Source organism: Ornithinimicrobium sp., from assembly GCF_030537745.1.
In the GTDB taxonomy this organism is placed as follows: domain Bacteria; phylum Actinomycetota; class Actinomycetes; order Actinomycetales; family Dermatophilaceae; genus Ornithinicoccus.
Genome location: NZ_JAUNVI010000002.1, coordinates 70,960 through 94,747, shown reverse-complemented (window position 1 = coordinate 94,747; position 23,788 = coordinate 70,960). Strand labels below are relative to the sequence as shown.

23 protein-coding genes, 1 tRNA gene and 1 riboswitch are annotated in these 23,788 nt (G+C 67.1%); of the genes, 16 read left to right on the top strand and 8 right to left on the bottom strand.

Translation table 11 applies throughout. The features are described from left to right. The first annotated feature begins 43 nt into the window (after window positions 1-43). Window positions 44-174: riboswitch (FMN riboswitch) on the top strand. A 156-nt stretch (window positions 175-330) separates the two neighbouring features. Continuing rightward, window positions 331-1,050: a nicotinamide riboside transporter PnuC gene (gene pnuC / locus Q4P07_RS01065; RefSeq protein WP_303373030.1), complete on the top strand. Its 720-nt coding sequence runs from the start codon at window positions 331-333 to the stop codon at window positions 1,048-1,050. Continuing rightward, complete coding sequence (locus Q4P07_RS01060) at window positions 1,047-1,526, top strand: PH domain-containing protein (protein ID WP_303373029.1); 480 nt, start codon at window positions 1,047-1,049, stop codon at window positions 1,524-1,526. Before pnuC ends, Q4P07_RS01060 begins: the two co-directional genes overlap by 4 nt. Here the strand turns inward: Q4P07_RS01060 and Q4P07_RS01055 are convergent. Together Q4P07_RS01055 and Q4P07_RS01050 are read right to left on the bottom strand one after the other, a co-directional pair. After that, complete coding sequence (locus Q4P07_RS01055; RefSeq protein ID WP_303373028.1) at window positions 1,483-2,094, bottom strand: hypothetical protein; 612 nt, start codon at window positions 2,092-2,094, stop codon at window positions 1,483-1,485. The two genes, Q4P07_RS01060 and Q4P07_RS01055, sit on opposite strands and share 44 nt — an antisense overlap. Before the next feature lie 13 nt (window positions 2,095-2,107). Further along, the gene (locus Q4P07_RS01050; protein ID WP_303373027.1) at window positions 2,108-2,758 is read right to left on the bottom strand and encodes a TIGR03085 family metal-binding protein; all 651 of its coding nucleotides are present in this window, start codon (window positions 2,756-2,758) and stop codon (window positions 2,108-2,110) included. A 162-nt stretch (window positions 2,759-2,920) separates the two neighbouring features. Between Q4P07_RS01050 and Q4P07_RS01045 the strand changes: the two genes are divergently transcribed. The 12 genes from Q4P07_RS01045 (at window position 2,921) to Q4P07_RS00990 (ending at window position 14,128) form a co-directional block, all read left to right on the top strand. Next, the gene (locus Q4P07_RS01045; protein ID WP_303373026.1) at window positions 2,921-4,753 is read left to right on the top strand and encodes an ABC transporter ATP-binding protein; all 1,833 of its coding nucleotides are present in this window, start codon (window positions 2,921-2,923) and stop codon (window positions 4,751-4,753) included. Further along, window positions 4,750-6,579, top strand: a complete 1,830-nt coding sequence (locus tag Q4P07_RS01040) for an ABC transporter ATP-binding protein (protein ID WP_303373025.1) — start codon at window positions 4,750-4,752, stop codon at window positions 6,577-6,579. Before Q4P07_RS01045 ends, Q4P07_RS01040 begins: the two co-directional genes overlap by 4 nt. 66 nt (window positions 6,580-6,645) lie before the next feature. Further along, a complete protein-coding gene (locus Q4P07_RS01035; RefSeq protein ID WP_368660233.1) occupies window positions 6,646-7,251 on the top strand; it encodes a Trp biosynthesis-associated membrane protein in 606 nt (201 codons plus the stop codon). A 100-nt stretch (window positions 7,252-7,351) separates the two neighbouring features. Next, on the top strand, window positions 7,352-7,570 hold the full coding sequence (locus tag Q4P07_RS01030) for a hypothetical protein (protein ID WP_303373023.1): 219 nt from the start codon (window positions 7,352-7,354) through the stop codon (window positions 7,568-7,570). A gap of 43 nt (window positions 7,571-7,613) precedes the next feature. Next, window positions 7,614-8,450, top strand: a complete 837-nt coding sequence (trpC, locus tag Q4P07_RS01025) for an indole-3-glycerol phosphate synthase TrpC (RefSeq protein WP_303373022.1) — start codon at window positions 7,614-7,616, stop codon at window positions 8,448-8,450. Further along, window positions 8,447-9,670 carry a tryptophan synthase subunit beta gene (gene trpB, locus Q4P07_RS01020; RefSeq protein WP_303373021.1) on the top strand — a complete coding sequence of 408 codons (1,224 nt, stop codon included), beginning with the start codon at window positions 8,447-8,449 and terminating at the stop codon, window positions 9,668-9,670. The genes trpC and trpB overlap by 4 nt, the downstream gene beginning before the upstream one ends. After that, window positions 9,667-10,449: a tryptophan synthase subunit alpha gene (gene trpA, locus Q4P07_RS01015; protein ID WP_303373020.1), complete on the top strand. Its 783-nt coding sequence runs from the start codon at window positions 9,667-9,669 to the stop codon at window positions 10,447-10,449. The genes trpB and trpA overlap by 4 nt, the downstream gene beginning before the upstream one ends. 32 nt (window positions 10,450-10,481) lie before the next feature. Then, the gene (locus tag Q4P07_RS01010) at window positions 10,482-10,919 is read left to right on the top strand and encodes a MauE/DoxX family redox-associated membrane protein (protein ID WP_303373019.1); all 438 of its coding nucleotides are present in this window, start codon (window positions 10,482-10,484) and stop codon (window positions 10,917-10,919) included. A gap of 1 nt (window position 10,920) precedes the next feature. Beyond that, the gene (locus tag Q4P07_RS01005) at window positions 10,921-11,673 is read left to right on the top strand and encodes a thioredoxin domain-containing protein (protein ID WP_303373018.1); all 753 of its coding nucleotides are present in this window, start codon (window positions 10,921-10,923) and stop codon (window positions 11,671-11,673) included. Between the two features lie 35 nt (window positions 11,674-11,708). Then, window positions 11,709-13,196: a pyruvate kinase gene (gene pyk / locus Q4P07_RS01000; RefSeq protein WP_303373017.1), complete on the top strand. Its 1,488-nt coding sequence runs from the start codon at window positions 11,709-11,711 to the stop codon at window positions 13,194-13,196. A gap of 66 nt (window positions 13,197-13,262) precedes the next feature. Then, window positions 13,263-13,345: transfer RNA gene (locus Q4P07_RS00995), tRNA-Leu, on the top strand. 81 nt (window positions 13,346-13,426) lie between these two features. Then, window positions 13,427-14,128 carry an ANTAR domain-containing response regulator gene (locus tag Q4P07_RS00990; RefSeq protein WP_303373016.1) on the top strand — a complete coding sequence of 234 codons (702 nt, stop codon included), beginning with the start codon at window positions 13,427-13,429 and terminating at the stop codon, window positions 14,126-14,128. Window position 14,129: 1 nt separating this feature from the next. Here Q4P07_RS00990 and Q4P07_RS00985 read toward each other — a convergent pair whose 3' ends face one another. Together Q4P07_RS00985 and Q4P07_RS00980 are read right to left on the bottom strand one after the other, a co-directional pair. Beyond that, a complete protein-coding gene (locus tag Q4P07_RS00985; RefSeq protein ID WP_303373015.1) occupies window positions 14,130-14,900 on the bottom strand; it encodes a DUF554 domain-containing protein in 771 nt (256 codons plus the stop codon). A 23-nt stretch (window positions 14,901-14,923) separates the two neighbouring features. Further along, window positions 14,924-15,358 (bottom strand): hotdog fold thioesterase, encoded by a 435-nt coding sequence (locus tag Q4P07_RS00980; RefSeq protein ID WP_303373014.1) that lies wholly within the window; start codon window positions 15,356-15,358, stop codon window positions 14,924-14,926. 19 nt (window positions 15,359-15,377) lie between these two features. On the opposite strand from Q4P07_RS00980, the gene polA reads away from it, so the two are divergent. Continuing rightward, window positions 15,378-18,083 carry a DNA polymerase I gene (gene polA, locus Q4P07_RS00975; protein ID WP_303373013.1) on the top strand — a complete coding sequence of 902 codons (2,706 nt, stop codon included), beginning with the start codon at window positions 15,378-15,380 and terminating at the stop codon, window positions 18,081-18,083. A 197-nt stretch (window positions 18,084-18,280) separates the two neighbouring features. Then, window positions 18,281-19,585 carry an ABC transporter substrate-binding protein gene (locus Q4P07_RS00970; RefSeq protein ID WP_303373012.1) on the top strand — a complete coding sequence of 435 codons (1,305 nt, stop codon included), beginning with the start codon at window positions 18,281-18,283 and terminating at the stop codon, window positions 19,583-19,585. Window positions 19,586-19,761: 176 nt separating this feature from the next. Here Q4P07_RS00970 and Q4P07_RS00965 read toward each other — a convergent pair whose 3' ends face one another. The 4 genes from Q4P07_RS00965 to Q4P07_RS00950 form a co-directional block, all read right to left on the bottom strand. Next, entirely contained in the window at window positions 19,762-20,541 is a 780-nt protein-coding gene (locus Q4P07_RS00965; RefSeq protein ID WP_303373011.1) for an ABC transporter ATP-binding protein, read from the bottom strand. After that, complete coding sequence (locus tag Q4P07_RS00960; protein WP_303373036.1) at window positions 20,534-21,340, bottom strand: ABC transporter ATP-binding protein; 807 nt, start codon at window positions 21,338-21,340, stop codon at window positions 20,534-20,536. Before Q4P07_RS00960 ends, Q4P07_RS00965 begins: the two co-directional genes overlap by 8 nt. A gap of 157 nt (window positions 21,341-21,497) precedes the next feature. After that, window positions 21,498-22,475: a branched-chain amino acid ABC transporter permease gene (locus Q4P07_RS00955; RefSeq protein WP_303373010.1), complete on the bottom strand. Its 978-nt coding sequence runs from the start codon at window positions 22,473-22,475 to the stop codon at window positions 21,498-21,500. A 10-nt stretch (window positions 22,476-22,485) separates the two neighbouring features. Then, the gene (locus Q4P07_RS00950; RefSeq protein ID WP_303373009.1) at window positions 22,486-23,778 is read right to left on the bottom strand and encodes a branched-chain amino acid ABC transporter permease; all 1,293 of its coding nucleotides are present in this window, start codon (window positions 23,776-23,778) and stop codon (window positions 22,486-22,488) included. Window positions 23,779-23,788 lie beyond the last annotated feature (10 nt).

The following is a 23,788-nucleotide window of genomic DNA, read 5'->3' as shown; positions in this document are numbered from 1 at the left end:
CCTGGCTGCCGGCCACCTCGACCAGGGGTAGAGTGGTCGCGTTATACGTGCTCCGGGGTCGGTGAAATTCCGAGCCGGCGGTGAGAGTCCGCGACCCGGCCGCAGCCAGCGGCCGGTTGACTTGGTGAAACTCCAGGACCGACGGTGAAAGTCCGGATGGGAGGCAGCACGCGAGTCGCCATGGCGATGGTGTCAGGGTGCCCGTTCGGGCGTCCCTGATCCAGTGCCGGGTTTCGACGACTCGTCCGCTTTCGCACACCCCCGGCGGCCACCGTCACGTGGCCCGGGACTTTTTCGTCCCGGCCACCCGATCCGTAAGGATGCAACGTCGTGGACGTCTGGAACGATCTGTTCAACGCGCAACTCACCATCGCTGGTCACTCGATCAAATGGATCGAGGTGGTCGGCAACCTCTTCGGTCTCGCTTCAGCGATCCTGGGCATGCGCCGCAAGGTCTGGGCCTGGCCCATCGGGATCGTCGGAAACGTCTTCCTGTTCACCGTATTCATGGGCGTCTGGTTCCCGAACCCGCAGGAGCACAGTCTCTTCGGACAGGCCTCCCGGCAGGTGTTCTTCGTCATCACCAGCATCTATGGGTGGTGGGCCTGGCAGCAGTCGCGCAAGGGCCGCGCCAAGGATGCGCCGGCGATCACTCCCCGGTGGACGACCCGCCGTGAGCGGATCGGCTACCTGGTGGGTGCGGCCGTCCTGGTCGTCCTCGCCCAGTGGGTCTTCGCGCAGGTCGGCGCCGGATGGCCGGCTCCGCGTTGGTACTACTGGACCGACGCGTGGATCTTCGTCGGGTCGATGCTCGCGACCTACTTCATGGCCCGCGGTTGGGTGGACTTCTGGCTGGTCTGGATCGCTGTGGACCTGGTCGGCGTACCTCTGCTGTGGAGCTCTGGCTACTATCCGTCCGCGATCATGTACTTCGTCTACGGTGGCTTCGTGGTGTGGGGCTTCTTCGTCTGGAAGAAGGCGGCGCGAGTCGAGGGACCGAGCGGGGCCGGACCTGAGCTGACCGAGCGCGACCGTAGTCTGGTGGTATGACCTCAGCGACGCCGCAGCGCTCCGCCTACGCCACCTTCCGCCCGGTCACGGGCACGTGGGTTGCTGGCGCTGCCGCCGTGGCGTCGTTGATCGTCTTCACCCTGGTCGCGATCTTCGCAACGATGCCGCTGGAGGGCAGCCCGGCCCTCGAGCTGTTCAACCGGGCCGGCATCGCCGTGATCGGAGTCGGGACTGCGGCTTTCTTGTCGCGCTACGCGATGATTCGGGCAGTCCCGAGCAAGGATGGCCTGCGCGTGGTCAACCTCGTGCACACCCGCGACCTGGAGTGGGCAGAGATCGTCCGACTCGGCTTCGGGGGAGGGGCGCCTTGGGCCGTCCTCGAACTCTCCGACACCGAGGACCTCGCGGTCATGGCGATCCAGCGGGCGGACGGTCAGCGTGCCCAAGGCGAAGCGTCGCGGCTGGCGGCGCTCATCGAGCATCACTCGCGCCCGCCACTGGCGAGCGCGCCCTGACCTCAGCCGCCAGCAGGAGATCGGTGGTGGTGTCGACCCACAGGTCGGCCTGCGGGCTTCCGTGCGCGGCCAGCAGTTGCTTCTCCTGGTCGGCCCAGTCGTCCCAGTGCGGCGCGAAGGTGACGCCGTCTCGACGCAGCGCTCTGGCTCGCCGGAAGGCCGCGGGCGCCTCCAGCCACACCCGCAGGTCCAGCCGTGCCGAGCACGGAGCAAGGAGCGTGCCGACTCCCTCGACGATCACGACCTGCGCCCTCGGCACCGTCATGGTCTCCCCGACGCGGTCACCAACCCAGTCCCAGGACGCAAAGCGGGCGAGCTGCCCCCGCGACAACGGCTCGAGGATGTCCTGGCACAAGGGGGCCAGCGCTTCGGCTAGCCCCGACCAGCCCTGGTAGAGGTCATCCAGATGGACCGTCTCGCAGGTGTGCTCGAGTGCTCCCAGTTGGGACGCGAGCCGCGCGGCGTAGGAGGTCTTGCCCGACCCGCTGCGGCCGTCGATCCCGATGAGCACGGGTCGGCCATGGATCGAGCGTCGCCGCTCCTGGACCTGCGCGACCAGCAGCGGCAAGGACTCGGACTCCTCAGGCCCCACGGATGTGGGCGGCCAGGGTGGCCACGTCAGCGTCGTCGCCCTCCACCTCGACCTGCGCGACCGAGGTCCGACCGAAGGCGTGCAGCACCAGCTCGAGCGGCGTCCCCCGCAGCACCACGGTCCCGTGGCCTTTGCCGGGACGGTGCAGGACGACGCGCGGCGACGGCAGGCCTTCAGCGATGGCGACCACTCCCACTCCCGCCGAGCGGTAGAACAACCGACCGGCCTTACTGAGGGTGCCCCACAATGATTGCTGGACCTCGGGGGAGAGAGTGGTGGGCTCCCACGCCGGCTGGGCGCGGACCAGGTCCTCGTGGTGGATGGCGAACTCGGTCGTGTTCACCAGCGCGCCGAGAGCCGGAACTCTGGTCGGCGACCACCGTGGTGGCCCGCTCCGGAAACTCTGCACGAGCGCGCCGAAGTCTCCGCTGGCGATCTCGGACTGGACGGTGGCTGTGTGTGTGCGCAAGGCGCCGAGGGCTAGTCCGATGCCCGGCAGCGCGTCGGGGCGCGATTCGCGCACCACGAGGTGCGCCACCAGCGCGCGCACGTCCCACGGAGGACACAGGGTCGGGGCGTCCGGACCGAGCCGGAGGGCAGTCTGCGCGAGGAGCTCACGCAGCGAGGAATCTGACGACATGCCCCCATCACACCACGTCGTCGGCCCCTGTCAGACCGCCGGGGACGCCGTGGGTGCCAGGTAGGCGATGCCCGCACAGCCAGACCAACCTGTTCGAGTCGGTCGGCCCGGGATGACACAATGCACCGTTCATCTCCTTGTTGTGCGAAAGGCCCACTCTCTGTGTCCGTCACCACCCCGGTCCCGCGCCCAGTCGTGACGCGCGCCGTGCTGCGGCGCGGGCTCAAAGTCGTCTGGAGCGGTATCCGCACCGAGCCGCGACCCTTCGCGGTCGCCGTCGTCGGCTCGCTGCTGTGGGCAGCCGCGACGGTGGCCAGCGCCGGAGCGATCGGCTGGTTGACCGATCACGTCATCGAGCCCGCGGTGCGGACCAAGAGTGTCAGCGCGACCGGCCTGTGGACGATCTTCGGGATACTTTTCGCGATCCTCCTCGTCAACGTGATCGGCGTCATTCTCCGTCGGGTCTGGGCCACGATCGCGGGCTTCAACCTGCAGGCGCGCTACCGTCGCGGCGTCACCCGGCAGTACCTCCGCCTGCCCCTGTCCTGGCACCACGCTCACCCGTCTGGACAGCTGCTGTCCAACGCGCATGCGGACATCGAGGCCACCTGGCAGGTTTTCAACCCGCTGCCGATGGCGATCGGCGTGATTTTCATGCTCGTCATCGCGGGCGCCATGATGATCGTTGTCGACCCGTTGCTCGCGCTGATCGGGATGCTGGTGTTCCCGGGCCTGTTCGTAGCCAACCTCGTCTTCCAGCGCTTCATGGCGCCGCGCATCACCCACGCCCAGCAGTTGCGCGCGGAGGTGGCGCAGGTCGCGCACGAGTCCTTCGAGGCGGGGCTGGTCGTCAAGGCGATGGGCCGTGAGGACGAGGAGGCTGACCGCTTCCGCAAGGTGACCTTCGACCTGCGCGACAGCCTGATTTTGGTCGGCAGGACGCGGGGCATGTTTGAGCCGGTGATCGAGATGATCCCGACGCTGGGCACCCTCGCGGTCCTAGGCGTGGGCACCTGGCAGGTGGCGCGTGGCGAGCTGGATGCGGCCCAGGTCATCCAGATGGCCTACCTCTTCTCCCTGCTGTCCTTCCCGGTGAGAGCGCTGGGCTGGGTGCTTGCAGAACTCCCGCGGTCGGTGGTCGGCTACGACCGGGTCCAGCACGTCCTGCGCGCCGAGGTCTCGATGGGGTATGGCGAGGCCGAGTTCTCCGGCGACCCCGGCCCGGCGACGTCGACGTTGGACGCAGTGACCTACACGCATGCGGGGGAGGAGTCCCCGGCGATCCACGAGGTCGACCTCTTCGTCGAGGCGGGATCGACCACGGCCCTCGTCGGTCCTACCGGATCGGGCAAGTCGACGCTGACCAACCTGGCCCTGCGGCTGGTCGATCCCGACTCCGGACTAGTGCTCCTGGACGGCGTAGACGTGCGCGAGGTGGCGCGGGGCGAGATTGCGACGGTCGCGACCCTGGTGGCCCAGTCGACCTTTATGTTCGACGACTCCGTGCGCGGCAATGTCACCCTCGGTGAGGATGCCGACGATGAGAGCGTCTGGGACGCGTTGCGGATCGCGCAGGCGCAGGAGTTTGTGCGGGAGATGCCCAAGGGCCTGGACACGGTGATCGGCGAGCGTGGCGGCAACCTGTCTGGCGGACAGCGGCAGCGGGTCGCGTTGGCGCGTGCCATCTGGCGACGACCGCGGTTACTCGTCCTTGATGACGCCACGAGCGCCGTAGACCCGTCGGTCGAGCAGGCCATCCTGGCAGGGCTGCGCGAGGCCAGTGACGGCATGACGGTGCTCGTCGTGGCCTACCGGATGGCGACCATCACGCTCGCCGATGAGGTTGTCTATCTCGAGCACGGCCGCGTCGTGGACCGTGGCCCCCATCGGGAGCTGCTGGGCCGTTGCGTGGGTTACTCCGACCTCGTCAATGCCTACGCTCGAGAAGCCGCCGACCGGGCCGCCGTCGAAGGATCGCAGGAGGAGGCCCCGTGAGCGCCACGCCGCAGGAGGAGGAGCAGGAGCCGGTGAGCAGCCGGATCGAGAGCCAGAGCAACCTCAGCACCTTCGCGACCCTCCGACGGGGGCTGGAGCTGTCCCCAGAAATCCGGCGAGGGCTCCTGCTGACAGTGATCCTGGCGGTCGTGGCCACCCTGGGGCGGGTGCTGATTCCCTTCGTGGTCCAGCAGACGACCGACCACGGCATCTTGGCCGAGGGCGGACCCGACACCGACTTCGTGGTCCGCGCCATCGGACTGGCCGCGATCGTGGTGGTGTTCACCGGGCTGGCGCAATATCTGGTCAACGTGCGCCTCTTCACCGCGGCCGAGCAAGGGCTGGCGACCTTGCGCATGCGGGCTTTCCGGCACATCCACGACCTGTCGACGCTCACCCAGAGCACCGAGCAGCGTGGGTCGCTGGTCTCGCGGGTCACTAACGACGTCGACACCATCTCGATGTTCGTCCAGTTCGGTGGACTGATGCTGCTGGTGTCGACCGCGCAGATCCTGCTGGCGACACTGCTCATGCTGTTCTACAGTCCGCTGCTCGCGCTGGTGGTCTACCTGTGCTTCGTCCCGCTCGCCTTCCTCGTGCGTGCCTTCCAGCCGATCCTCGGCCGGGCCTACAGCGCCGTGCGACAACGGGTCGGGGACATGCTCGGCGCCATCAGCGAGGCGATCGTCGGTGCCGTGACGATCCGGGCCTATGGCGTCGAGGACCGCACCACGGTGCGTATCGACCGGGCGATCCAGTCTCACCGCGATTCGGCCGTCCAGGCGCAGATCCGGTCGGTCATCGCCTTCGTCTCCGGACAAGCCTTCGCCGGGATCACGACCGCTGTGGTGCTGGTCGTCGGCACCGTGATGGCCGTGCACGACCAGATCAGCCTCGGTCAACTCCTCGCCTTCCTCTTTCTGGTCAACCTCTTCACCCAACCGGTGCTGATGGCGACCGAGATCCTTAACGAGATGCAGAACGCCGTCGCGGGCTGGCGCCGGGTGATCGGCGTCATCGACACCACCGCAGACGTCTCCGACCCGGGGGTCGACGGGGTGCACCAGCGCCGAGGACCGATCAGGGTGGAGTTCGAGGGCGTGTCCTTCGCCTATCCGGGTGGGGAGCCTGTCCTGGAGGACATCAACCTGGTGCTGGAGCCGCACAGCCGGGTGGCGATCGTGGGGGAGACCGGGTCCGGCAAGAGCACCCTGGCCAAACTGCTCACCCGGCTCATGGACCCCTCCCACGGTCGGGTGCTCCTCGACGGGGTAGACCTGCGACGGATCGCTTTCGCCTCGCTGCGGCGGCGCGTTGTGCTCGTGCCGCAGGAGGGGTTCCTCTTCGACGAGGACCTCGCCGCCAACATCCGCTTCGGCCGGCCCGATGCCGATGACGACGACCTGACCCTGGCTATCACCGAGCTGGGCCTGGACGCCTGGGTCCAGTCGCTGCCCCACGGCTTGGCGACACAGGTCGGGCAGCGGGGAGAGTCGCTCTCGGCCGGTGAGCGCCAGCTCGTCGCGATCGCCCGGGCCTACCTCGCTGATCCCGACCTACTGGTCCTCGACGAGGCGACCAGCGCGGTCGACCCCTCGACGGAGGTGCGGGTGCAGCGCGCCCTGGAAGGTCTGACGACAGGGCGGACATCGGTCGCGATCGCGCACCGACTCTCCACCGCGGAGGCGGCCGACATGGTCGTGGTCGTCGACCGTGGACGGGTCGTAGAGGTCGGTCATCACCGGGACCTGGTCGGGCGCGGTGGTGTCTACACCCGCATGCACGCGTCCTGGGCTTCCCAACAAAGTCCCTCGGCGCAGGACTGAGCGATCCTGTCCTCCGCCCCACCACCTGCTCGCTGGAGCCGATCAGTCGACCACCGGCGCCTGCCGGTGGTGGCCCTGGCCTGCCTCGGTCTTTTTCTGCTCGCTGCCACCCAGCCGTGGCTGAGCACGGTGCTTGAGTCCGCCCCTGGGGCACCGCGCACCCGTGGCTCCGCCGCCGGCGGAGAGCTGGTCCCCTGGGCCATCGCCAGCGCGCTGGCCGCGACGGTCGCTGCGCTGGCGGCTATGGCGAGCTCCGGCCGGCCACGCACGCGGGCCGGGGTGCTGCTCCTCGCCTGGCTCGGGGGAGCTGCCGCGCTGGCGGGCGTGGCCAGCGTGGTCACCACGCTGGCCCTGGGGCTTCCTGGGCGCACGGGCGGATGGCTCGGTGCTGGTGGAAGGCTCGGTGCTGGTTCCCTAGGCGTGACGCCGGCTCCAGGTCAGGTGGTGTCAGTTGCTTCGACTGGCTGGCTTTGGGTCTGTCTGGTCACGGCGTTGATCGCCGTGGTGGCGCTGTCCTGGGCGCTGCTGCCAAGCGCCAGCGCCGCTCATGGCCCCAAGCCTGATGCCGTGCGGCCATGGGCAGACCTCGACCCTGACGAGCGGGAGCGGCGGAGGGTCGAGCTGGCATGGCGCCAGCTCAGCGAAGGTCAGGACCCGACGGACCTGCCTTGATCTCTACCGCTCCGGGGAGCCTGCACCGACGCAGGGCGCGACTGGCACAATGGGCACGACGAGTCGATTGGGCAGCAGCCCGCTGAATTGAGGAGCACCGATGCAAGACGATGACCACGGGCACAGCCGAGTAGCCTGGATCGGTGTTGCCGTGATGCTGGTCTCGGTCCTGGCCGGCTGCTATGGCGTCGTGTTCGGACCCGGCGTGCTGCTATGGATCGGGCTCGCCGGTTTCGCTGTCGGAGCCCTCGGCTGGTATGCCCTGGCCAGGGCTGGAGTCGGTAGCGAAGCGACGAGGGCGGACGCTTCTCGCGCCTGACCCACAGGTCGGCGGGCGCCATCCGGTCGCCTAGGCTGGGGGTGTGTCGACAGTCTTGGACCAGATCATCGAAGGGGTTCGCGCCGACCTCGATGGGCGCAGACGAGCGCAGCCCCTGGAGGACGTGCAGGAGCGTGCTCGCGCTGCGTCCCCGGCCCTAGACGTGCTGCGCGTCTTGCGGTCTGGACGCATGCACGTCATCGCTGAGGTGAAGCGCAGCAGCCCCAGCAAGGGTGCGCTCGCGGCGATCGCCGACCCGGCCATGCTCGCAGCCGACTACGAGGCGGGCGGGGCAAGCGTCATCAGCGTGCTGACCGAGGAGCGCCGCTTCGGTGGATCACTGGCCGATCTCGACGCGGTCCGCGCCCGCGTCGACATCCCGCTCTTGCGCAAGGACTTCATCGTCGACCCCTACCAGGTCTGGGAGAGCCGTGCCCACGGCGCCGACCTCGTGCTGCTCATCGTGGCTGCTCTGCCCCAGGAAGTCCTGGTCGGCCTCCTTGAGCGCGTCGAGTCTCTCGGAATGCAGGCGCTGGTCGAGGTGCACGACGAGGACGAGCTGGATCGGGCGGTGACTGCGGGAGCCCGGATCATCGGCATCAACAACCGCAACCTTCGCACCCTCGACGTGGACCGCTCGACATTCGCGCGACTGTCGCCGGGCGTGCCCCAGGGCGTCGTGCGGGTCGCGGAGTCCGGGGTGCGAGGCCCGCTGGATGTGATGAGTTTTGTCGAGGCTGGCGCGGACGCGGTGCTCGTGGGGGAGGCGCTCGTCACGGGCGCGTCGCCGCGGGAAGCCGTCGCCGAGCTGTTCGCGGCAGGCTCGCACCCAGCCATCCATGCCGACCGCGCACACCGTCAAGCAGGGAGCCGCCAGTGAGCCAACCGCAACTTGGACGATTCGGCGCGTTCGGTGGACGCTATGTCCCCGAAGCCCTCGTCGCGGCCCTCGACGAGCTCGACGAGGCGTGGTCGAAGGCGATGGTCGACCCGGAGTTTCTCGCCGAGCTCGACCGTCTCCAGCGCGACTACACCGGGCGCCCCTCTGCGCTGACCGAGGTCCCGCGATTCGCCGAGCACGCCGGCGACGTGCGGATCTTCCTCAAACGGGAGGACTTGAACCACACCGGCTCGCACAAGATCAACAATGTGCTGGGCCAAGCGCTGCTGACCGTGCGCATGGGCAAGAAGCGCGTCATCGCGGAGACGGGCGCGGGTCAGCATGGTGTCGCCACCGCCACCGCAGCGGCACTGTTCGGCTTGGAGTGCACCGTCTACATGGGTGCGGTCGACATGGAGCGCCAGGCCCTCAACGTCGCCCGGATGCGGCTTCTCGGGGCGGAGGTCATCCCGGTCACGACGGGCAGCGCAACCCTCAAGGACGCTATCAACGAAGCGATGCGTGACTGGGTGAGCACCGTCGATGAAACCCACTACCTGCTGGGCACCGTGACCGGGCCGCACCCGTTCCCGACGATGGTGCGCGACTTCCATGCGGTGATCGGCAACGAGGCGCGGGACCAGCTCCTGCGCAGGGAGGGCCGACTGCCCGATGCCGTCTGCGCCTGCGTCGGCGGCGGGTCCAATGCGATGGGCATCTTCCACGCTTTCCGGGACGACACCTCGGTCCAGCTCTACGGCTTCGAGGCCGGTGGTGACGGTGTCCCCAGCGGCCGGCACGCCTCCCGCTTCTCCGGTGGCCTTCCTGGCGTCCTGCACGGCGCCTCGACGTACGTCCTGCAGGACGCGGACGGACAGACCCTGGAGACGCACTCGATCTCGGCTGGGCTGGACTATCCCTCGGTCGGACCCGAGCATGCCTTCCTGCACGACACCGGGCGCGCAAAATATGAGTCCGTCACGGACACGGAGGCCATGGACGCGTTTGCCCTGCTGTGCCGGACGGAGGGCATCATCCCTGCCATCGAGAGCGCCCACGCGCTCGCGGGCGTGCTCCGTCTCGGTCGGGCGCTGGCGGCCGAGGCTGGCGAAGGAGCGGAGCGGCCGATCGTGCTGGTCAATCTTTCCGGCAGGGGAGACAAGGATGTCGACACTGCCGCTCGCTGGTTCGGGCTCGTTGACGAGGGGAGTGGCCAGTGAGCGACTTGGACGCAGTTTTCGCACGCTGCCGTGACGAAGGACGAGCGGCGTTGGTCACCTACCTGCCGGCCGGCTATCCCGACCTGCCCGGCTCGATCTCGGCGGCGCGGGCAGTCGTGGAGTCCGGCGCCGACATCGTCGAGGTCGGTGTGCCCTATACCGACCCGCTGATGGACGGTGTCGTCATCCAGCAGGCCGCCACCCAGGCTTTGGCCAAGGGCTTCCGGTTCGCCCAACTCTTGGAGGTGGTCGCGGCGGTCCGGGACGCCGGCGCCGTCCCCGTGGTCATGTCCTACTACAACCCGGTGCTGCGTCACGGCCCGGCCAGATTCGCCGAGGAGCTGTCCGCAGCCGGAGGAGCGGGCCTGATCACTCCCGACCTCATTCCGGACGAGGCACAGGTCTGGCGCGACGCGGCGGCAGAGCACGGCGTCGATCCGATCTTCCTGGTCGCACCGAGCAGCACGGACGAACGTCTGGCGCTGACTACCCAAGCTTGTCGAGGATTCGTCTATGTCGCTTCCACGATGGGGGTCACTGGCGCTCGGGACCACGTGGGTGACGGCGCGGTCCGTCTCGTCGAGCGCACTCGTGCCGTGACCGACCTTCCGTTGTGCGTGGGGTTGGGTGTCAGTGATGGGACGCAAGCCAGACAGGTCGCCAGCTTTGCGGACGGCGTTATCGTCGGCTCCGCGTTGGTCCGCGCGCTCGGCGGTGACCCCACCTTGGAGAGTTTGCGTGCCCTGACGCGAGAACTGGCAGCAGGCGTCCGCGGGTGAGATCCCGACCGGGCGGGGCTGACACCGTGGGGATGCTCGCACGCCTGATCCTGGGTGGGGTGCTGCTGGTGTCCGGCAGCCTCAAGCTGGCGGACCTGACGGGTGCGATCCAGAGCGTCGTGGCCTACGAGATCTTCGACTACGAGGCAGCGCGGCTCGTCGCCACCATGCTCCCGGTCGTCGAAGTGGCCGTCGGGGTGCTGCTCCTGGTCGGGCTGCTCACCCGGGCCAGCGCGGTGGTCGCTGGGCTCCTGATGCTCGCTTTCATCGCGGGGATCATTTCCGCCTGGAGCCGTGGTCTGACGATCGACTGCGGCTGCTTCAGCAGCGGTGGTCCGGTTGATCCCGGCGAGACCACCTACCTGTTGGACATCCTGCGTGACCTGGGCTTGATGATGCTGGCCGGATGGCTGGTCCTGCGTCCCCGCACGCCCTGGTCCGTCGACGCACTCCTCCTGAAAGGCCGCTGACATGCCCCGACCCCCCGCCCCTCCGGTCAAGCCCGCTCCGACCGGGCCGTCCCTCATCCTCATCGGCGGCGTCGTGGTGCTCGCGGTGGCCCTGATCGCGGTCCTGGTCTGGACCGCGACCCGGGGGGGTGATCTCGACGCTCAGGGCAGCACGAGCACGCTCTCCGACGGTGGTGGCATCAGCGTCGGCGCTGGCGCCGACGCCGACGCAGCGACCGGGAGCGATGTCTTCCAGATCCGCGTCTACGAGGACTTTCAGTGCCCTTGGTGCGGCCGTCTGGAGGCCTCGATCGGGGAGGCGTTGACCACCAAGGCGAAGAGCGGTGAGGTTACCGTCACCTACCAGATCATGTCGTTCTTGGATGGCGGACTCGGCAACGATTCCTCCTCCCGTGCCGCCAACGCGGCCCTGTGCGCCGATGACGCAGGGGCCTTCGTCCCCTTCCACGCCGCGGTCTATGCCCACCAGCCCGCTCAGGAGGGCGCTGGCTATACCGACGCGCAGTTCCTGACCTGGGGCAAGGACGTGGGACTCTCCGGTTCGGCCCTGGACACCTTCACCTCCTGCGTGAGCTCCGGCACCCACCTCGACTACGTCGACGATATGCAGCAGCGGGCCAACAAGGACGGAGTCACCGGGACCCCGACCGTCGTCGTCAATGGCGACACTCTCGATAACGACGAGTTGTCCAAGCTGCTCGAGACCCCTTCCAGCCTCGACGCGATCCTCGAGGCGCACCGAGGCCGACCGTGACCAAGCGGGGTGACTGCGCGCACTAGGGTGGCACCATGCGTCGCGCCAAGATTGTCTGCACCCTCGGGCCCGCCACCCACTCTTACGACCAGACCGAGGCTCTGGTCCGTGCCGGGATGGACGTAGCCCGCTTCAACCTTTCCCATGGCAGCCACGACGAGCACTACGAGCGCTACCTGAACGTCCGGCGCGCCGGTGACGTCACGGGGCGCGCTGTGGCTGTGCTGGCGGACCTGCAGGGCCCCAAGATCCGCACCGCGACCTTCGCGTCCGGTCCGGTCACGCTCGCCCCGGGCGACACTTTCACGATCACCAACCGGGACGTCCCTGGTGACCAGGACGTGGTGGGTACGACCTACTTTGGCCTCCCCGGCGATGTGCAGGTCGGCGACGAACTGCTCATCGACGATGGCAAGGTGTCCTTGCGCGCGGTCGAGGTCACCACCACCGACGTCGTCTGCAACGTCGAGGTGGGGGGCGTGGTGTCCAACAACAAGGGCATCAACCTCCCCGGGACGGCTGTCAGCGTCCCGGCGATGTCGGAGAAAGACGAGGACGACCTGCGGTGGGCGATCCGGGCCGGCGCCGACTTCATCGCGCTCTCCTTCGTGCGGTCCGCAGACGACATCGCCGGGGTGCACAGGATCATGGAAGAGGAGGGGCGCAAGCTTCCGGTCATCGCCAAGATCGAGAAGCCGCAGGCCGTGGCCAACCTGGACGAGATCATCGAAGCCTTCGACGGGATCATGGTGGCGCGTGGAGATCTCGGCGTCGAGCTGCCCCTGGAGCAGGTCCCGATGGTGCAGAAGGACGCGATCCAGAAGTGCCGGGAGAGGGCCAAGCCGGTCATCGTCGCCACCCAGGTGCTGGAGTCCATGATCGAAAACCCGCGCCCCACCCGAGCCGAGGCCAGTGACTGCGCCAATGCCGTCCTCGACGGTGCGGACGCGATCATGCTTTCGGGCGAGACCTCGGTGGGCGCCTGGCCCGTGGTTGCCGTCAAGACCATGGCCACCATCATCGAAAGCACCGAGGAGCGCGGGCTGGCCCGGATCGCACCGATCCTGACCAAGCCGCGCACCCCTGGCGGGGCGGTGACCCGGGCCGCCATCTCCTTGACGGACTGGCTGGTGGACATCAAGTTTGTGGTCACCTTCACCCAGTCGGGCGACACGACGCTGCGGATGGCCCGGATGCGCGGAAGGGTGCCGATGCTGGCATTCACCACCGAGCAGTCGACCCGTTCCCGGCTGGCCCTCACCTGGGGCGTGGAGACTTTCATCGTGCCCTTCGTGTGGCACACCGATCAGATGGTCAGCCAGGTCGAGGAAGCGCTGTTGCGGGAGAAGCGCTGCGTCGATGGTGATCTGATCGTCATCGTGGCGGGGTCGCCCCCCGGGGTGTCCGGCACCACCAATGCGCTGCGCCTGCACCGCGTTGGCGACGTGATCTTCGGGCAGGCACCGGCCTACGCCAAGGACCCGGCTCCCTTGGCTCCCACTGACTCCTCCGGCGCCAACTGAGGGAGGCGTGCCCGTCCGGGCGCTGGTCAGCAGGTATGATGTGGCGGTCAGTTCGACTGGACCTGCGCCGGGGTGGTGGAATGGCAGACACGGAGCACTCAAAATGCTTTGCCCGCAAGGGCGTGCGGGTTCAAGTCCCGCTCCCGGCACCCAATCCTGTCCCGCCCCGATCCTTGAAGATGCGACCTACGCTCTGGTCACGGAGGGAATCTCACAGATAGGCTGCGATCGTGACCGACGCAATGAAGCTGAAGGCCGAGTCCGACGCAGCCAAGGGCGCGGCGCCCGCGCAGCTCGAGCCGACCGAGGCGCCGGGAGAGCAGCCTGGACAACCTGACGGGGCCGGACCGGCTGAGGGCCTGCGCATCGTGCTGGCCGAGGACGAGGCCCTGATCAGGATGGATCTCGCGGAGATGCTGACCGAGGCGGGGCACGAGATCGTTGGTCAGGCCGCAGACGGGGAGCAGGCCGTGGCGCTGGTCAAAGAGCATCAGCCCGACCTAGTCGTGATGGACATCAAGATGCCCGGCATGGACGGTCTGACTGCTGCAGAGCAGATCGGCAAGGAGGGTCTCGCGCCGGTCGTCATGCTCACCGCCTTCAGCGACAAGAATCTGGTCGAGCGAGCCCGTGACGCTGGCGTCATGTCCTACGTCGTCAAACCCTTCAATGCCTCTGACGTGCTCCCCGCGATCGACATCGCGCGCGCTCGGTGGGCCGAGCGCAACGCGCTGGCGCTGGAGGTCGCCGACCTCGGCGAACGTCTCGAGACCCGCAAACGGGTCGACCGGGCCAAGGGGATGCTGATGACGCAGCTGAAGTTGACCGAGGCCGAGGCGTTCCGGTGGATCCAGAAAGCGGCGATGGACCGTCGCCTGTCGATGCGTGAGGTCGCCGACGCGGTGATCTCCGGGATGGCGACGAAGAAATAAGTCAGCGCACCGCCGCGACCAGGCTGACCAGCACGGGCGCGACGGCCAGGGCGGGGAGCAGGTCGCCGACCGGGATCGCCCGGATGTGCAGCAGGCGCAGCGCGATCCCCACGAGCAGCAGGCCGCCCACCGCCGTGAGCGCAGCAATATGGGACTCCGACGCCACCTCGCCGAGGGTTACTCCGACCAGCGTCAGCCCGCCCTGCACGAGGCCGACTGACACTGCGGAGAACAGGACCCCGATCCCGAAGGTGGAAGCGAAAGCGATAGCGGCGAAGAAGTCGAGAGCAGACTTCAGGGCGAGTTCGTCGATGCCTGCGCCCAGGCCGTCTGACAACGAGCCGAGGACGGTCAGCGGACCGATGCAGAAGAGTAGGGAGGCGGTCAGCCAGCCCTCGATGAAGCGCTCCCGTGCTTCCTGACCCGATCCGGTCTGGCCACCCCAGCGCTGGGCCAACTGTTGCACCTGGCCAGCCAGCGCTTCCAGGCGCTCTTCGATGCGGAGCAGTGCACCGATGATGCCGCCGATCAACAAGCTTCCCAGCACGACCAGGATGGGAAAACCGGACCCGACCGCCGTCTCCAGGGCGGGGGAGGTGACCTCAAGCGCGCTCAGGATCGCGATCAGCAAGGTGACCAGCCCCAGGCAGTCCGTCACGACCGCGCGGACCTTTACCGAGAGCCGATGACCCGCGAGCATCCCGAGGGTGGCTCCCACGAGCACGGCCACGACGTTGATCACGGTGCCCAGGCCCGGAAAACCACCATCCATGCGGACAGCGTAGGCGGCGGCAGCTAACGGGCCGGAGGGCGGTCGCGCAGCATGCAGGTGAGCCGCGCCGTGCACACCCGGTATCCCTCGTCATCGCTGATCACGATCTCGTAGGACGCGATGGAAGCACCCAGGGCCAGCGGCAGGGCCACCCCCGTGACCCAGCCTGCGCGCACGGCGCGGTGGTGGGTGGCGTTGAGCTCCACCCCGACCGCTATCCGGTCTGCTCCCGCGTGGAGGGCGGCGGCGACCGAGCCCACTGTCTCCGCCAGCGCGGCAGAAGCGCCACCGTGCAGCAAGCCGTAGGGCTGCGTGTTTCCTGCGACCGGCATCCGCGCGACGGTGCGCTCAGACCCCAGCTCGAGAAACTCCATACCCATCCGCTCAACCAGCGTGCCCGAGGTCCGGAAGGGCAGGTCATCCGGCGGGCAGGGCTGGGGTAGGGCGTTGTCGGTCATGGGACATAGGCTGCCATGCGTGAGTCGACTGCTGTTGTTAGACGGACATTCGCTGGCCTATCGTGCCTTCTTCGCGCTGCCGGTCGAGAACTTCTCGACGAGCACGGGGCAGAGCACCAACGGGGTCTATGGATTCACCTCCATGCTCATCAATGTGCTGCGGGACGAAGCGCCGACCCACCTGGCGGTCGCCTTCGACGTGTCTCGTCGGACTTTCCGCAGCGAGGAGTATCCCGAGTACAAGGCCGGCAGGGCGGCGACCCCCGACGAGTTCCGGGGACAGGTTGACTTGGTCAAGGAGATCCTGGACGCGCTCCGGATCACCCATGTCGAGCTCGAGGGCTACGAGGCCGACGACATCATCGCCACGTTGGCCACCCGAGCGCGCGCCCAGGACATGGACGTGCTGATCTGCTCCGGCGACCGCGATGCTCTGCAGTTGGTCGACGACGGCACGACCGTGCTCTATCCGCGCAAGGGGGTCTCCGACCTCGCGCGGATGACGCCCGCCGCCGTCCACGAGAAGTATGGCGTGCCGCCGGAGCGCTACAGCGACCTCGCCGCCCTGGTCGGTGAGACTTCCGACAACCTTCCCGGCGTCCCCGGTGTCGGGCCCAAAACTGCCGCCAAGTGGCTGGGTCTGTATGGGGACCTGCCCGGACTGGTCGACCATGTCGACCAACTTCCCGGAAAGGCGGGGCAGGCCACCCGGGACCACCTCGATCAGGTGTTGCGCAACCGTCGCCTCAATCAGCTGGTCCTGGACGTCGACCTGCCCGTGACCATCGACGACCTGGCCGTCAAGGGCTGGGACCGTGAGGAGGTCCACCGCGTCTTCGACGGGCTGGAGTTCCGGGTGCTGCGCGAACGACTCTTCGACACGCTGGAGTCAGCCGAGTCCGAGGCTGAGGAGGGCATCGAGTTGGAGGGTGCGCACCTGCGGCCCGACGAGTTGGCCGGATGGCTGGACGCGCACGTCGGCCCAGGTGAACGCTGCGCCCTCGTGGTCCACGCTGACCCCGCCACCCCGGCTGGCCCGGGCGGCGCTACGACCCTGGGGCTCGCCGGGGCCGAGCACGCGGCCTACCTGAATCTGCTCGACCTCAGCGCCGAGGACGAGGCCGTCCTCGCGGACTTCCTCGTCGACGCGGACCGGCCGAAGGTCTTCCATGATGCCAAGGGCCAGGTCGCTTCTCTTGAGGCCAGGGGACTGCCGGTGGAAGGTGTCGTGAGCGATACCTCCCTGGCCGCCTACCTGGTCCGGCCCGACCAACGGTCTTACGATCTGACCGACCTGTCGCTGCGCTATCTCAAGCGGGAGCTGCGCCTCGATGCTGACCCGCAGGACCAGGGCACCCTAGACCTGACCTGGGACGCGGACGATGGGGCCAAGGCCGCCGCGAGATCGTCGATGGTCCATGCCCGTGCGGTCCACGACCTTTCCGTCGCGCTCGATGCCGAGCTAGCCGACGAGGAGGAGCAGCTCCTCCTGCGCGACGTGGAGCTCCCCCTCGTCGGCGTGCTCCGAAGTATGGAGCGGATCGGGATCGCGGTCGACATCCCCGCCCTGGAGGAGTTGGAGGCAGAGTTCGGTGAGTCGGTGGCAGCGGCTGAGCACGACGCTTGGTCGGCGATCGGTGACGACACCATCAATCTGGGCAGCCCCAAGCAGCTCCAGGTGGTGCTCTTCGAGACCCTCGGTCTGCCCAAGACCCGGCGCACCAAGACCGGCTACACGACCGATGCCGATGCTTTGGCTGGTCTCTACGCCCAGACTGAGCATCCCTTCCTCGAGGCGCTGTTGCGCCATCGCGACAAGACCCGACTACGGATCACCGCAGAAGGACTGATCCGGTCAGTGGCCGACGACGGCAGGATCCACACGACTTATCAGCAGACGATCGCCGCCACCGGTCGGCTCAGCTCGACCGAGCCCAACCTTCAGAACATCCCGATCCGGACCGAGGAGGGTCGCCGGCTGCGCGAGATCTTCGTGGTGGGGGAGGATCGTGGGCAGGGACTGGTCTACGAGTCCCTGATGTCGGCTGACTACAGCCAGATCGAGATGCGGATCATGGCCCACCTCTCCGGGGACGAAGGCTTGATCGAAGCCTTCCGTACCGGTGAGGACCTGCACCGCTTCGTTGGCTCGCGCGTCTTCGGTGTCGAACCCGGCGAAGTGTCTGCAGAGATGCGTTCCAAGGTGAAGGCGATGAGCTACGGCCTGGCCTATGGACTGTCTGCCTTCGGGTTGTCTAAGCAGTTGAGCATCTCGACGGCAGAGGCCAAGGGCCTCATGGAGGAGTACTTCGAGAGGTTCGGAGGGGTCCGCGACTACCTCAAAGAGATCGTTGCGCAAGCGCGTCGTAGCGGGTTCACCGAGACGATCCTTGGGCGTCGACGCCACCTGCCGGACCTCACCAGCGACAACCGGCAGCGGCGTGAGATGGCTGAGCGGATGGCGCTGAATGCCCCCATCCAGGGCTCGGCTGCAGATCTGATGAAGGTTGCCATGCTCCGGACCCAGGAGGCGCTCCGGGCCGCAGGCGCTCGATCCCGCATGTTGCTGCAGGTCCACGACGAGTTGGTGCTGGAGGTCGCTCCGGGTGAACGTGAACAGGTGGAGGCGATCGTCCGCGAGCAGATGGGCGCAGCCGCCGATCTGACGGTCCCGCTTGACGTCAGCGTGGGCGTGGGCCGCACTTGGCACGCCGCGGCCCACTGACTGCACAGGGCATCGGCCCCGAGACCACTGAGGGCGTCCGCGGCGTTCTAGGTAACGACGGGGGTCGCGGAGATAACGATGTGGGCACAATCAAGACGCGGGCGCGCGTCTAGCCTTGTCTTCACGCTGACGGGGACCTACGTTCGACTCACACCGTGGCCGCATTGTGGCTGCCACCATGATTCATGAGGAGCAACATGAGCTCAACTTCTCTTCGTTCGCGCGGGTCCGTGACCGCCCGCGGGATCGCTCTGCTCGCTGCTTCCAGCCTCGTGCTGGCAGCCTGCGGCGGAGGCGCCGACGACCCCAAGAAGGACGACGCCGCTGCCAGCAGCGACGCCGCCGGCGGCGCCGGCACCGGCGCGGCTGGTGAGCGTGACCTCACCCTCAAGGTGGGCACCGTGTTGCCGCAGACCGGCAACCTCGCCTTCCTCGGCCCGCCTGAAGAGGCGGGCGTCATGCTCGCCGCGCAGGACATCAACGAGGCGGACGCTGGCATCAAGGTCGAGGTGACCTACGGCGACTCCGGGGACACCGACAACAAGGCCTATGCGACCACCGTCCCGCAGCTCCTGAACGCCGGCGTCAGCGTCATCGTGGGTGCTGCGTCCTCGGGAGTGTCCAAGCTGTTCCTCGATGAGGTCACCGCAGCCGGTGTGCTGATGATCTCGCCGGCTAACACGTCCCCGGACTTCACCGACTGGAACGACCAAGGTCTCTACTGGCGCACCGCGCCCTCGGACCTCCTGCAGGGCGAGGTGCTCGGCAACCTCGTCGCCTCTGACGGCCGGGAGACCGTGGGCATCCTCTACATCAACGACGCCTATGGCACCGGGCTGGAGGCGGCCTTCAAGGAGGCCTACGAGGCGGCGGGCGGCAAGGTCGTCGCCAGTGAGTCCTACAACGTGGGCGACACCACCTTCGACGCCCAGTTGAGCTCGCTGACGGCTGCAGCACCGGACGCCATGGTCCTGATCACGTTCGACGAGATCAAGACGATCCTCCCGGCGCTGGGTCAGGCCAAGGTTGACACGAGCAAGCTCTACTTCGTCGACGGCAACATCGCCGACTACTCCGAGACCATGAAGAAGCCGAGCCTGAAGGGGTCCAAGGGCACGCAGCCCGGACCGGCGCTGGCAGACGACTTCCTCGAGCGGATGAACACCGCGTGGATCGACTCCGGCAAGAAGGAGCTCACCGACCTCAACTACGCCGGTGAGTCCTACGACGCGGTGATCCTGACCGCGCTGGCTGCCCTCGCCGCCAACTCCACCGACGGCAAGGAGATCGCGAGCAAGATGCAGGAAGTCTCCGGTGGTTCTGGCGAAGGTGAGAAGGCGACCGAGTTCAAGGCAGCTGCCAAGATCATCACCGATGGGGGCGTCGTCGACTGGGATGGCCCGTCCGGTCCGGTCACCTTCAACGACAAGGGCGACCCCACCGAGGCGACCATCGGCATCTACGAGTACCAGGACGACAACTCGCTCAAGCGCATCAACTGATCGAGGATCCTACGCAGGCCCGCCTGCAGCACGTCGCCCCGTCCACCAACCAGTGGGCGGGGCGTCCTGTCTTCCCTGGGGAGGGGGCCAGCGATCACCAGTGCAGGGATTGAGCCCCACAGCAAGGGCCGGACGAGAAATCTCGTCCGGCCCTTGCTGTGGGGTCGTTCGGAGGACTAGTCGTCTTGCCCCAGGGTCCCGAGGTAGAGGCTGATGACCTTGGGGTCGTTGAGGAGCTCCCGACCGGTGCCGGTGTAGGCGTCCCTGCCCTGGTCCAGGACATAGGCGCGATCGCAGATCTGCAAGCACCGACGAGCGTTCTGCTCGACCATGATGACCGTGACGCCCGCCTTGTTGATGTCGGAGACGCGGATGAAGGCGTCGTCCTGACGCACCGGCGACAGGCCCGCTGACGGCTCGTCCAGGAGGAGGACATGTGGTTCCATCATGAGAGCGCGTGACATCGCGACCATCTGACGCTCACCACCGGAGAGGGAGCCGGCACGCTGCTTGAGTCGGTCTTTGAGCGCCGGGAAGATATCCAGGACGAACTCGAGACGTTCGGGGTAGACCTTGGGCCGCTGGTAGAGGCCCATCTGCAGGTTCTCCTCGATGGTCAAGGTCTGGAAGACATTCTCGGTCTGCGGCACGAAGCCGACCCCTTGGGCGACCATCTGATCCGCAGACAGGTTGGTGATGTCGTCCCCGTGGAGGGTGATGCTCCCGCTGCGCACGTTGACCAGGCCGAAGATCGCTTTGAGCAGCGTCGACTTGCCCGCTCCGTTGGGCCCGATGATCCCGACGATCTCGCCGTGGTGAGCCACCAGATTGCAGTCGGTCAGGATGTTGATGCCCGGCAGGTAGCCAGCTGTCAACGTCTGGACGTCGACGACGACCTCGCGCTCTTGCACCGTCGTCGACCCCGCGGGGTCAGACTCAGACACCGGCTCAGACATGCTGTCCCTCCTCAGGTTGATAGCGACCGGTGATGATTCCGAGGTCCTCATCATGGTGGCTGCCGATATAGGCGTCGACCACGGCCTGGTCTCGCATGACCGACTCTGGTGGACCTTCAGCGACGATCTTGCCCTCGGCCATGACGATGACCCAGTCGGCGATGTGCCGGACCATCTGCATGTCGTGCTCGACGAAGAGGACCGTCATGCCCGCCTGCTTGAGGCCAACGATGTGATCGAGCAGCGATTGCGTCAGCGCCGGGTTGACGCCAGCCATCGGTTCGTCCAGCAGGACGAACTCGGGCTCGGTCATCAGGGCTCGCGCCATTTCCAGTAGTTTGCGTTGACCACCCGACATGGACGCGGTGTAATCATCCTTCTTGTCCAACAACTTGAAGCGCTCGAGCAGTATCAGTGCGCGCGCTTCGACTTCCTGCTCCTGCTTGCGCCACAGAAACGGGAAGATGCTGGACAGCATGCGTTCCCCACGCTGGTGGTTGGCGCCGAGCTTCATGCTCTCCAGGACGGTGAGGCGGGCCAGGACCTTGGTGAGCTGAAAGGTGCGCACCTGTCCGAGCCGGGCCGTCTTGAAGGCCGGGACACCGGCCAGTGCGCGACCGTTGAAGGACCACTTGCCCGAGTCAGGCTTGTCGAAGCCGGACAGCAGGTTGAACAGCGTGGTCTTGCCGGCGCCGTTGGGTCCGATGAGGGCGGTAATCGCGTTTCGGGGGATCTCGACGTGGTCGACGCTCACGGCCGTCAGACCGCCGAAGGTCTTGGTGATGTCGTCTGCCACCATGATCGGGTCGACCTTGGCGGTGCCGGGGACAGCCTCACCCACGTGCAGCCCCGTGGATTTGACGGGTCTGGTTGTCGGGACGATGTCCTCGACGATCTCTTCCTGCGGCGCGAGGTCTGCCGCCGTGGGCGTGTGGATCTCCGCCCCTTCGGGCTGGTCAGTTGACAAAGGTCATCTCCTTCTTGTTGCCCAGGATGCCCTGTGGTCGGAACGCGACAAGCAGCATGAGCAGGAGGCCGAGAATGATGTAGCGCAGGACACCGGCCTGCACCGGGCTGATCGGCAAGGTCCCGCTGGAGGCCAGAGCCGGCAGCAGCCCGGACAGGAACGCCATCATGGCCCAATAGAGCAACGCGCCCAGGACCGGTCCGAAGATGGTGGCGGCACCACCGAGCAGGAGCGCGGTCCAGATGAAGAAGGTGATGCTCGTGATGTAGACGGACGGCACGACGGCGGAGGGTAGCGAGAGGACGACCCCGCCGAAGGCACCGAAGATGCCGCCGATGATGAGCGCCTGCATCTTGTAGAGGAAGACGTTCTTGCCGAGCGCTCGCACGGCGTCCTCGTCCTCTCGGATGCCCTTGATGACGCGGCCCCAGGGGCTGCGCATGAGCAGCCAGGTCACGAGGAGGGCGAAGGCAACAAGGGCGAGGCCGAAGATCCGCACCCACCACTGATCTGCGTTGTACTCCCAGGGCCCGAAGCCGTAGGTGCCAGGCGGGATGGGATTGGCGTTGCGGAAGCTCGCATGGTAGTTGGCCAGCCCATCGGCTGAGTTGGTGTACTTGTCGAAAGCCTGGGTGGTGAAGAGCAGACGCACGATCTCTGCCGAAGCGATAGTCACGATCGCCAGGTAGTCGGCACGCAGCCGCAGCGTCGGGATGCCGAGGATCAGCGAGAAGATGATCGAGCCGACGACCGAGACCATCATGGCTGCCCACCAGGGGAAGCCGAAGCTGAGGATCGAGATGGCGTAACCGTAGGCGCCGATGGCCATATAGCCGGCGACCCCGAAGTTGAGCAGCCCGGCGTAGCCGAAGTGGATGGCCAGGCCGATGCCCGCGAGCATGAACGCGATGGCTTCAGCGCTGAGCATGAAGGCCAACGTGTTGTTGAGGATGGCTCCCCAGTCCATATCAGATCACCTATCCGATTCGTTCGCGACGGCCAAGGATGCCCTGAGGGCGCACCAGCAGGACCAGGATCAAGATGAGCAGCGCCCCGACGTACTTGGTGTCCGAAGGGATCCACAGCGTCGAGATCTCGACCAGGACACCAGTGATCAAGGAGCCGATGAGTGCCCCGAACGCCGTGCCCAGGCCACCGAGGACGACCGCGCAGAAGATGAGCAGCAGCAGCTGCGTGCCCATGTCCCACTTGATCCCCGGCCGGAAGTAGGCCCACAGGATGCCCGAGAGACCGGCGAGCAGACCGCTGGCGATCCACACGATGCGGATGACCTTCTCCACGTCGATGCCGGTGGCTGCCGCGAGCGCCCGGTTGTCAGCAATGGCACGGGTGGCCTTGCCGATCCGGGTGAAGAGCAGCCAGTAGGCGACCACCAGCAGGATTCCGGTGGACACCCCCATGCTCACCATGTCGACCGTGGTCAGCGCGACGTCTCCGAAGAGGGTGTGCTTGGTGCCGCCGACGCCGGGGAGTTGCAGCGTGCCGCCGCCGATGAAGAACTGGAAGACGTAACGCAGGAAGAGAGACAGACCGATCGACAGGATCATCACCTGGACGATCGCCACCCGTCTCTTGCGTAGCGGTTTCCAGATCCCCCAGTCGAGCAGCCACCCGAAGAGGCCGCTGGCCACCAGCGCCAGGGGTATGGCGAGCCAGAGGCTCATGTTCATCATGCCGGCGAAGACCAACGCCATGACTGCACCGAAGGTGACCATCTCGGCGTGCGCGAAGTTAGCCAACCCGGTCGTGCCGTAGACCAGGGACAGCCCGATGGAGGCCAAGGCAAGCATCAACCCGAAGTTGAGGCCGTTGACCAATCGCTCGGCCAGTTGGCTGCCGAAACTTTGCACGTCCCGGACCCCTTCACCGATGAAGAAGTTGACCGGTCGGAACGACTGCGCACCGAACTCCGTGGGTCGAGGGTTGTCGCCCTTGACCGTCACGCCCTCGGGCAGGGTCTCCTCGTCGAGGAAGATCTCGTAGGTGCCATCCTGGCTCGGAACCTGGACGGTGAACCGACCGTCGGCGTCCGTGAGGGCCTCTTGCTCGTAGCCCTCGCCTGTCACCACGATCCGGACGTCGGCCAGCGGCACACCGTCATTCTTGACGTTGCCCACGATAGGGAACTCGCTGGTGCTGGCATGAGCGGCCGCAGGCAAAAGGACGAGGAACAACGCGGTGAACAGCAGTCCGAGCACTTGCCACGGGCTTCTGTTCCGGCGACGTTCCCGATAGGACGTGGTGGGCAACACTGCTCCT

What these genes read in the sequence shown, in the direction of transcription:
- pyk (WP_303373017.1), top strand. Translation starts at nt 11,709, where the DNA reads ATGCGTCGCGCCAAGATTGTCTGCACCCTCGGGCCCGCCACCCACTCT.
- Q4P07_RS01050 (WP_303373027.1), bottom strand. Translation starts at nt 2,758, where the DNA reads ATGTCGTCAGATTCCTCGCTGCGTGAGCTCCTCGCGCAGACTGCCCTC.
- Q4P07_RS00985 (WP_303373015.1), bottom strand. Translation starts at nt 14,900, where the DNA reads ATGGATGGTGGTTTTCCGGGCCTGGGCACCGTGATCAACGTCGTGGCC.
- Q4P07_RS01060 (WP_303373029.1), top strand. Translation starts at nt 1,047, where the DNA reads ATGACCTCAGCGACGCCGCAGCGCTCCGCCTACGCCACCTTCCGCCCG.
- Q4P07_RS00980 (WP_303373014.1), bottom strand. Translation starts at nt 15,358, where the DNA reads ATGACCGACAACGCCCTACCCCAGCCCTGCCCGCCGGATGACCTGCCC.
- Q4P07_RS00965 (WP_303373011.1), bottom strand. Translation starts at nt 20,541, where the DNA reads ATGTCTGAGCCGGTGTCTGAGTCTGACCCCGCGGGGTCGACGACGGTG.
- Q4P07_RS00955 (WP_303373010.1), bottom strand. Translation starts at nt 22,475, where the DNA reads ATGGACTGGGGAGCCATCCTCAACAACACGTTGGCCTTCATGCTCAGC.
- Q4P07_RS00960 (WP_303373036.1), bottom strand. Translation starts at nt 21,340, where the DNA reads ATGGTGGCAGACGACATCACCAAGACCTTCGGCGGTCTGACGGCCGTG.
- Q4P07_RS01030 (WP_303373023.1), top strand. Translation starts at nt 7,352, where the DNA reads ATGCAAGACGATGACCACGGGCACAGCCGAGTAGCCTGGATCGGTGTT.
- Q4P07_RS01005 (WP_303373018.1), top strand. Translation starts at nt 10,921, where the DNA reads ATGCCCCGACCCCCCGCCCCTCCGGTCAAGCCCGCTCCGACCGGGCCG.
- Q4P07_RS01010 (WP_303373019.1), top strand. Translation starts at nt 10,482, where the DNA reads ATGCTCGCACGCCTGATCCTGGGTGGGGTGCTGCTGGTGTCCGGCAGC.
- Q4P07_RS00970 (WP_303373012.1), top strand. Translation starts at nt 18,281, where the DNA reads ATGAGCTCAACTTCTCTTCGTTCGCGCGGGTCCGTGACCGCCCGCGGG.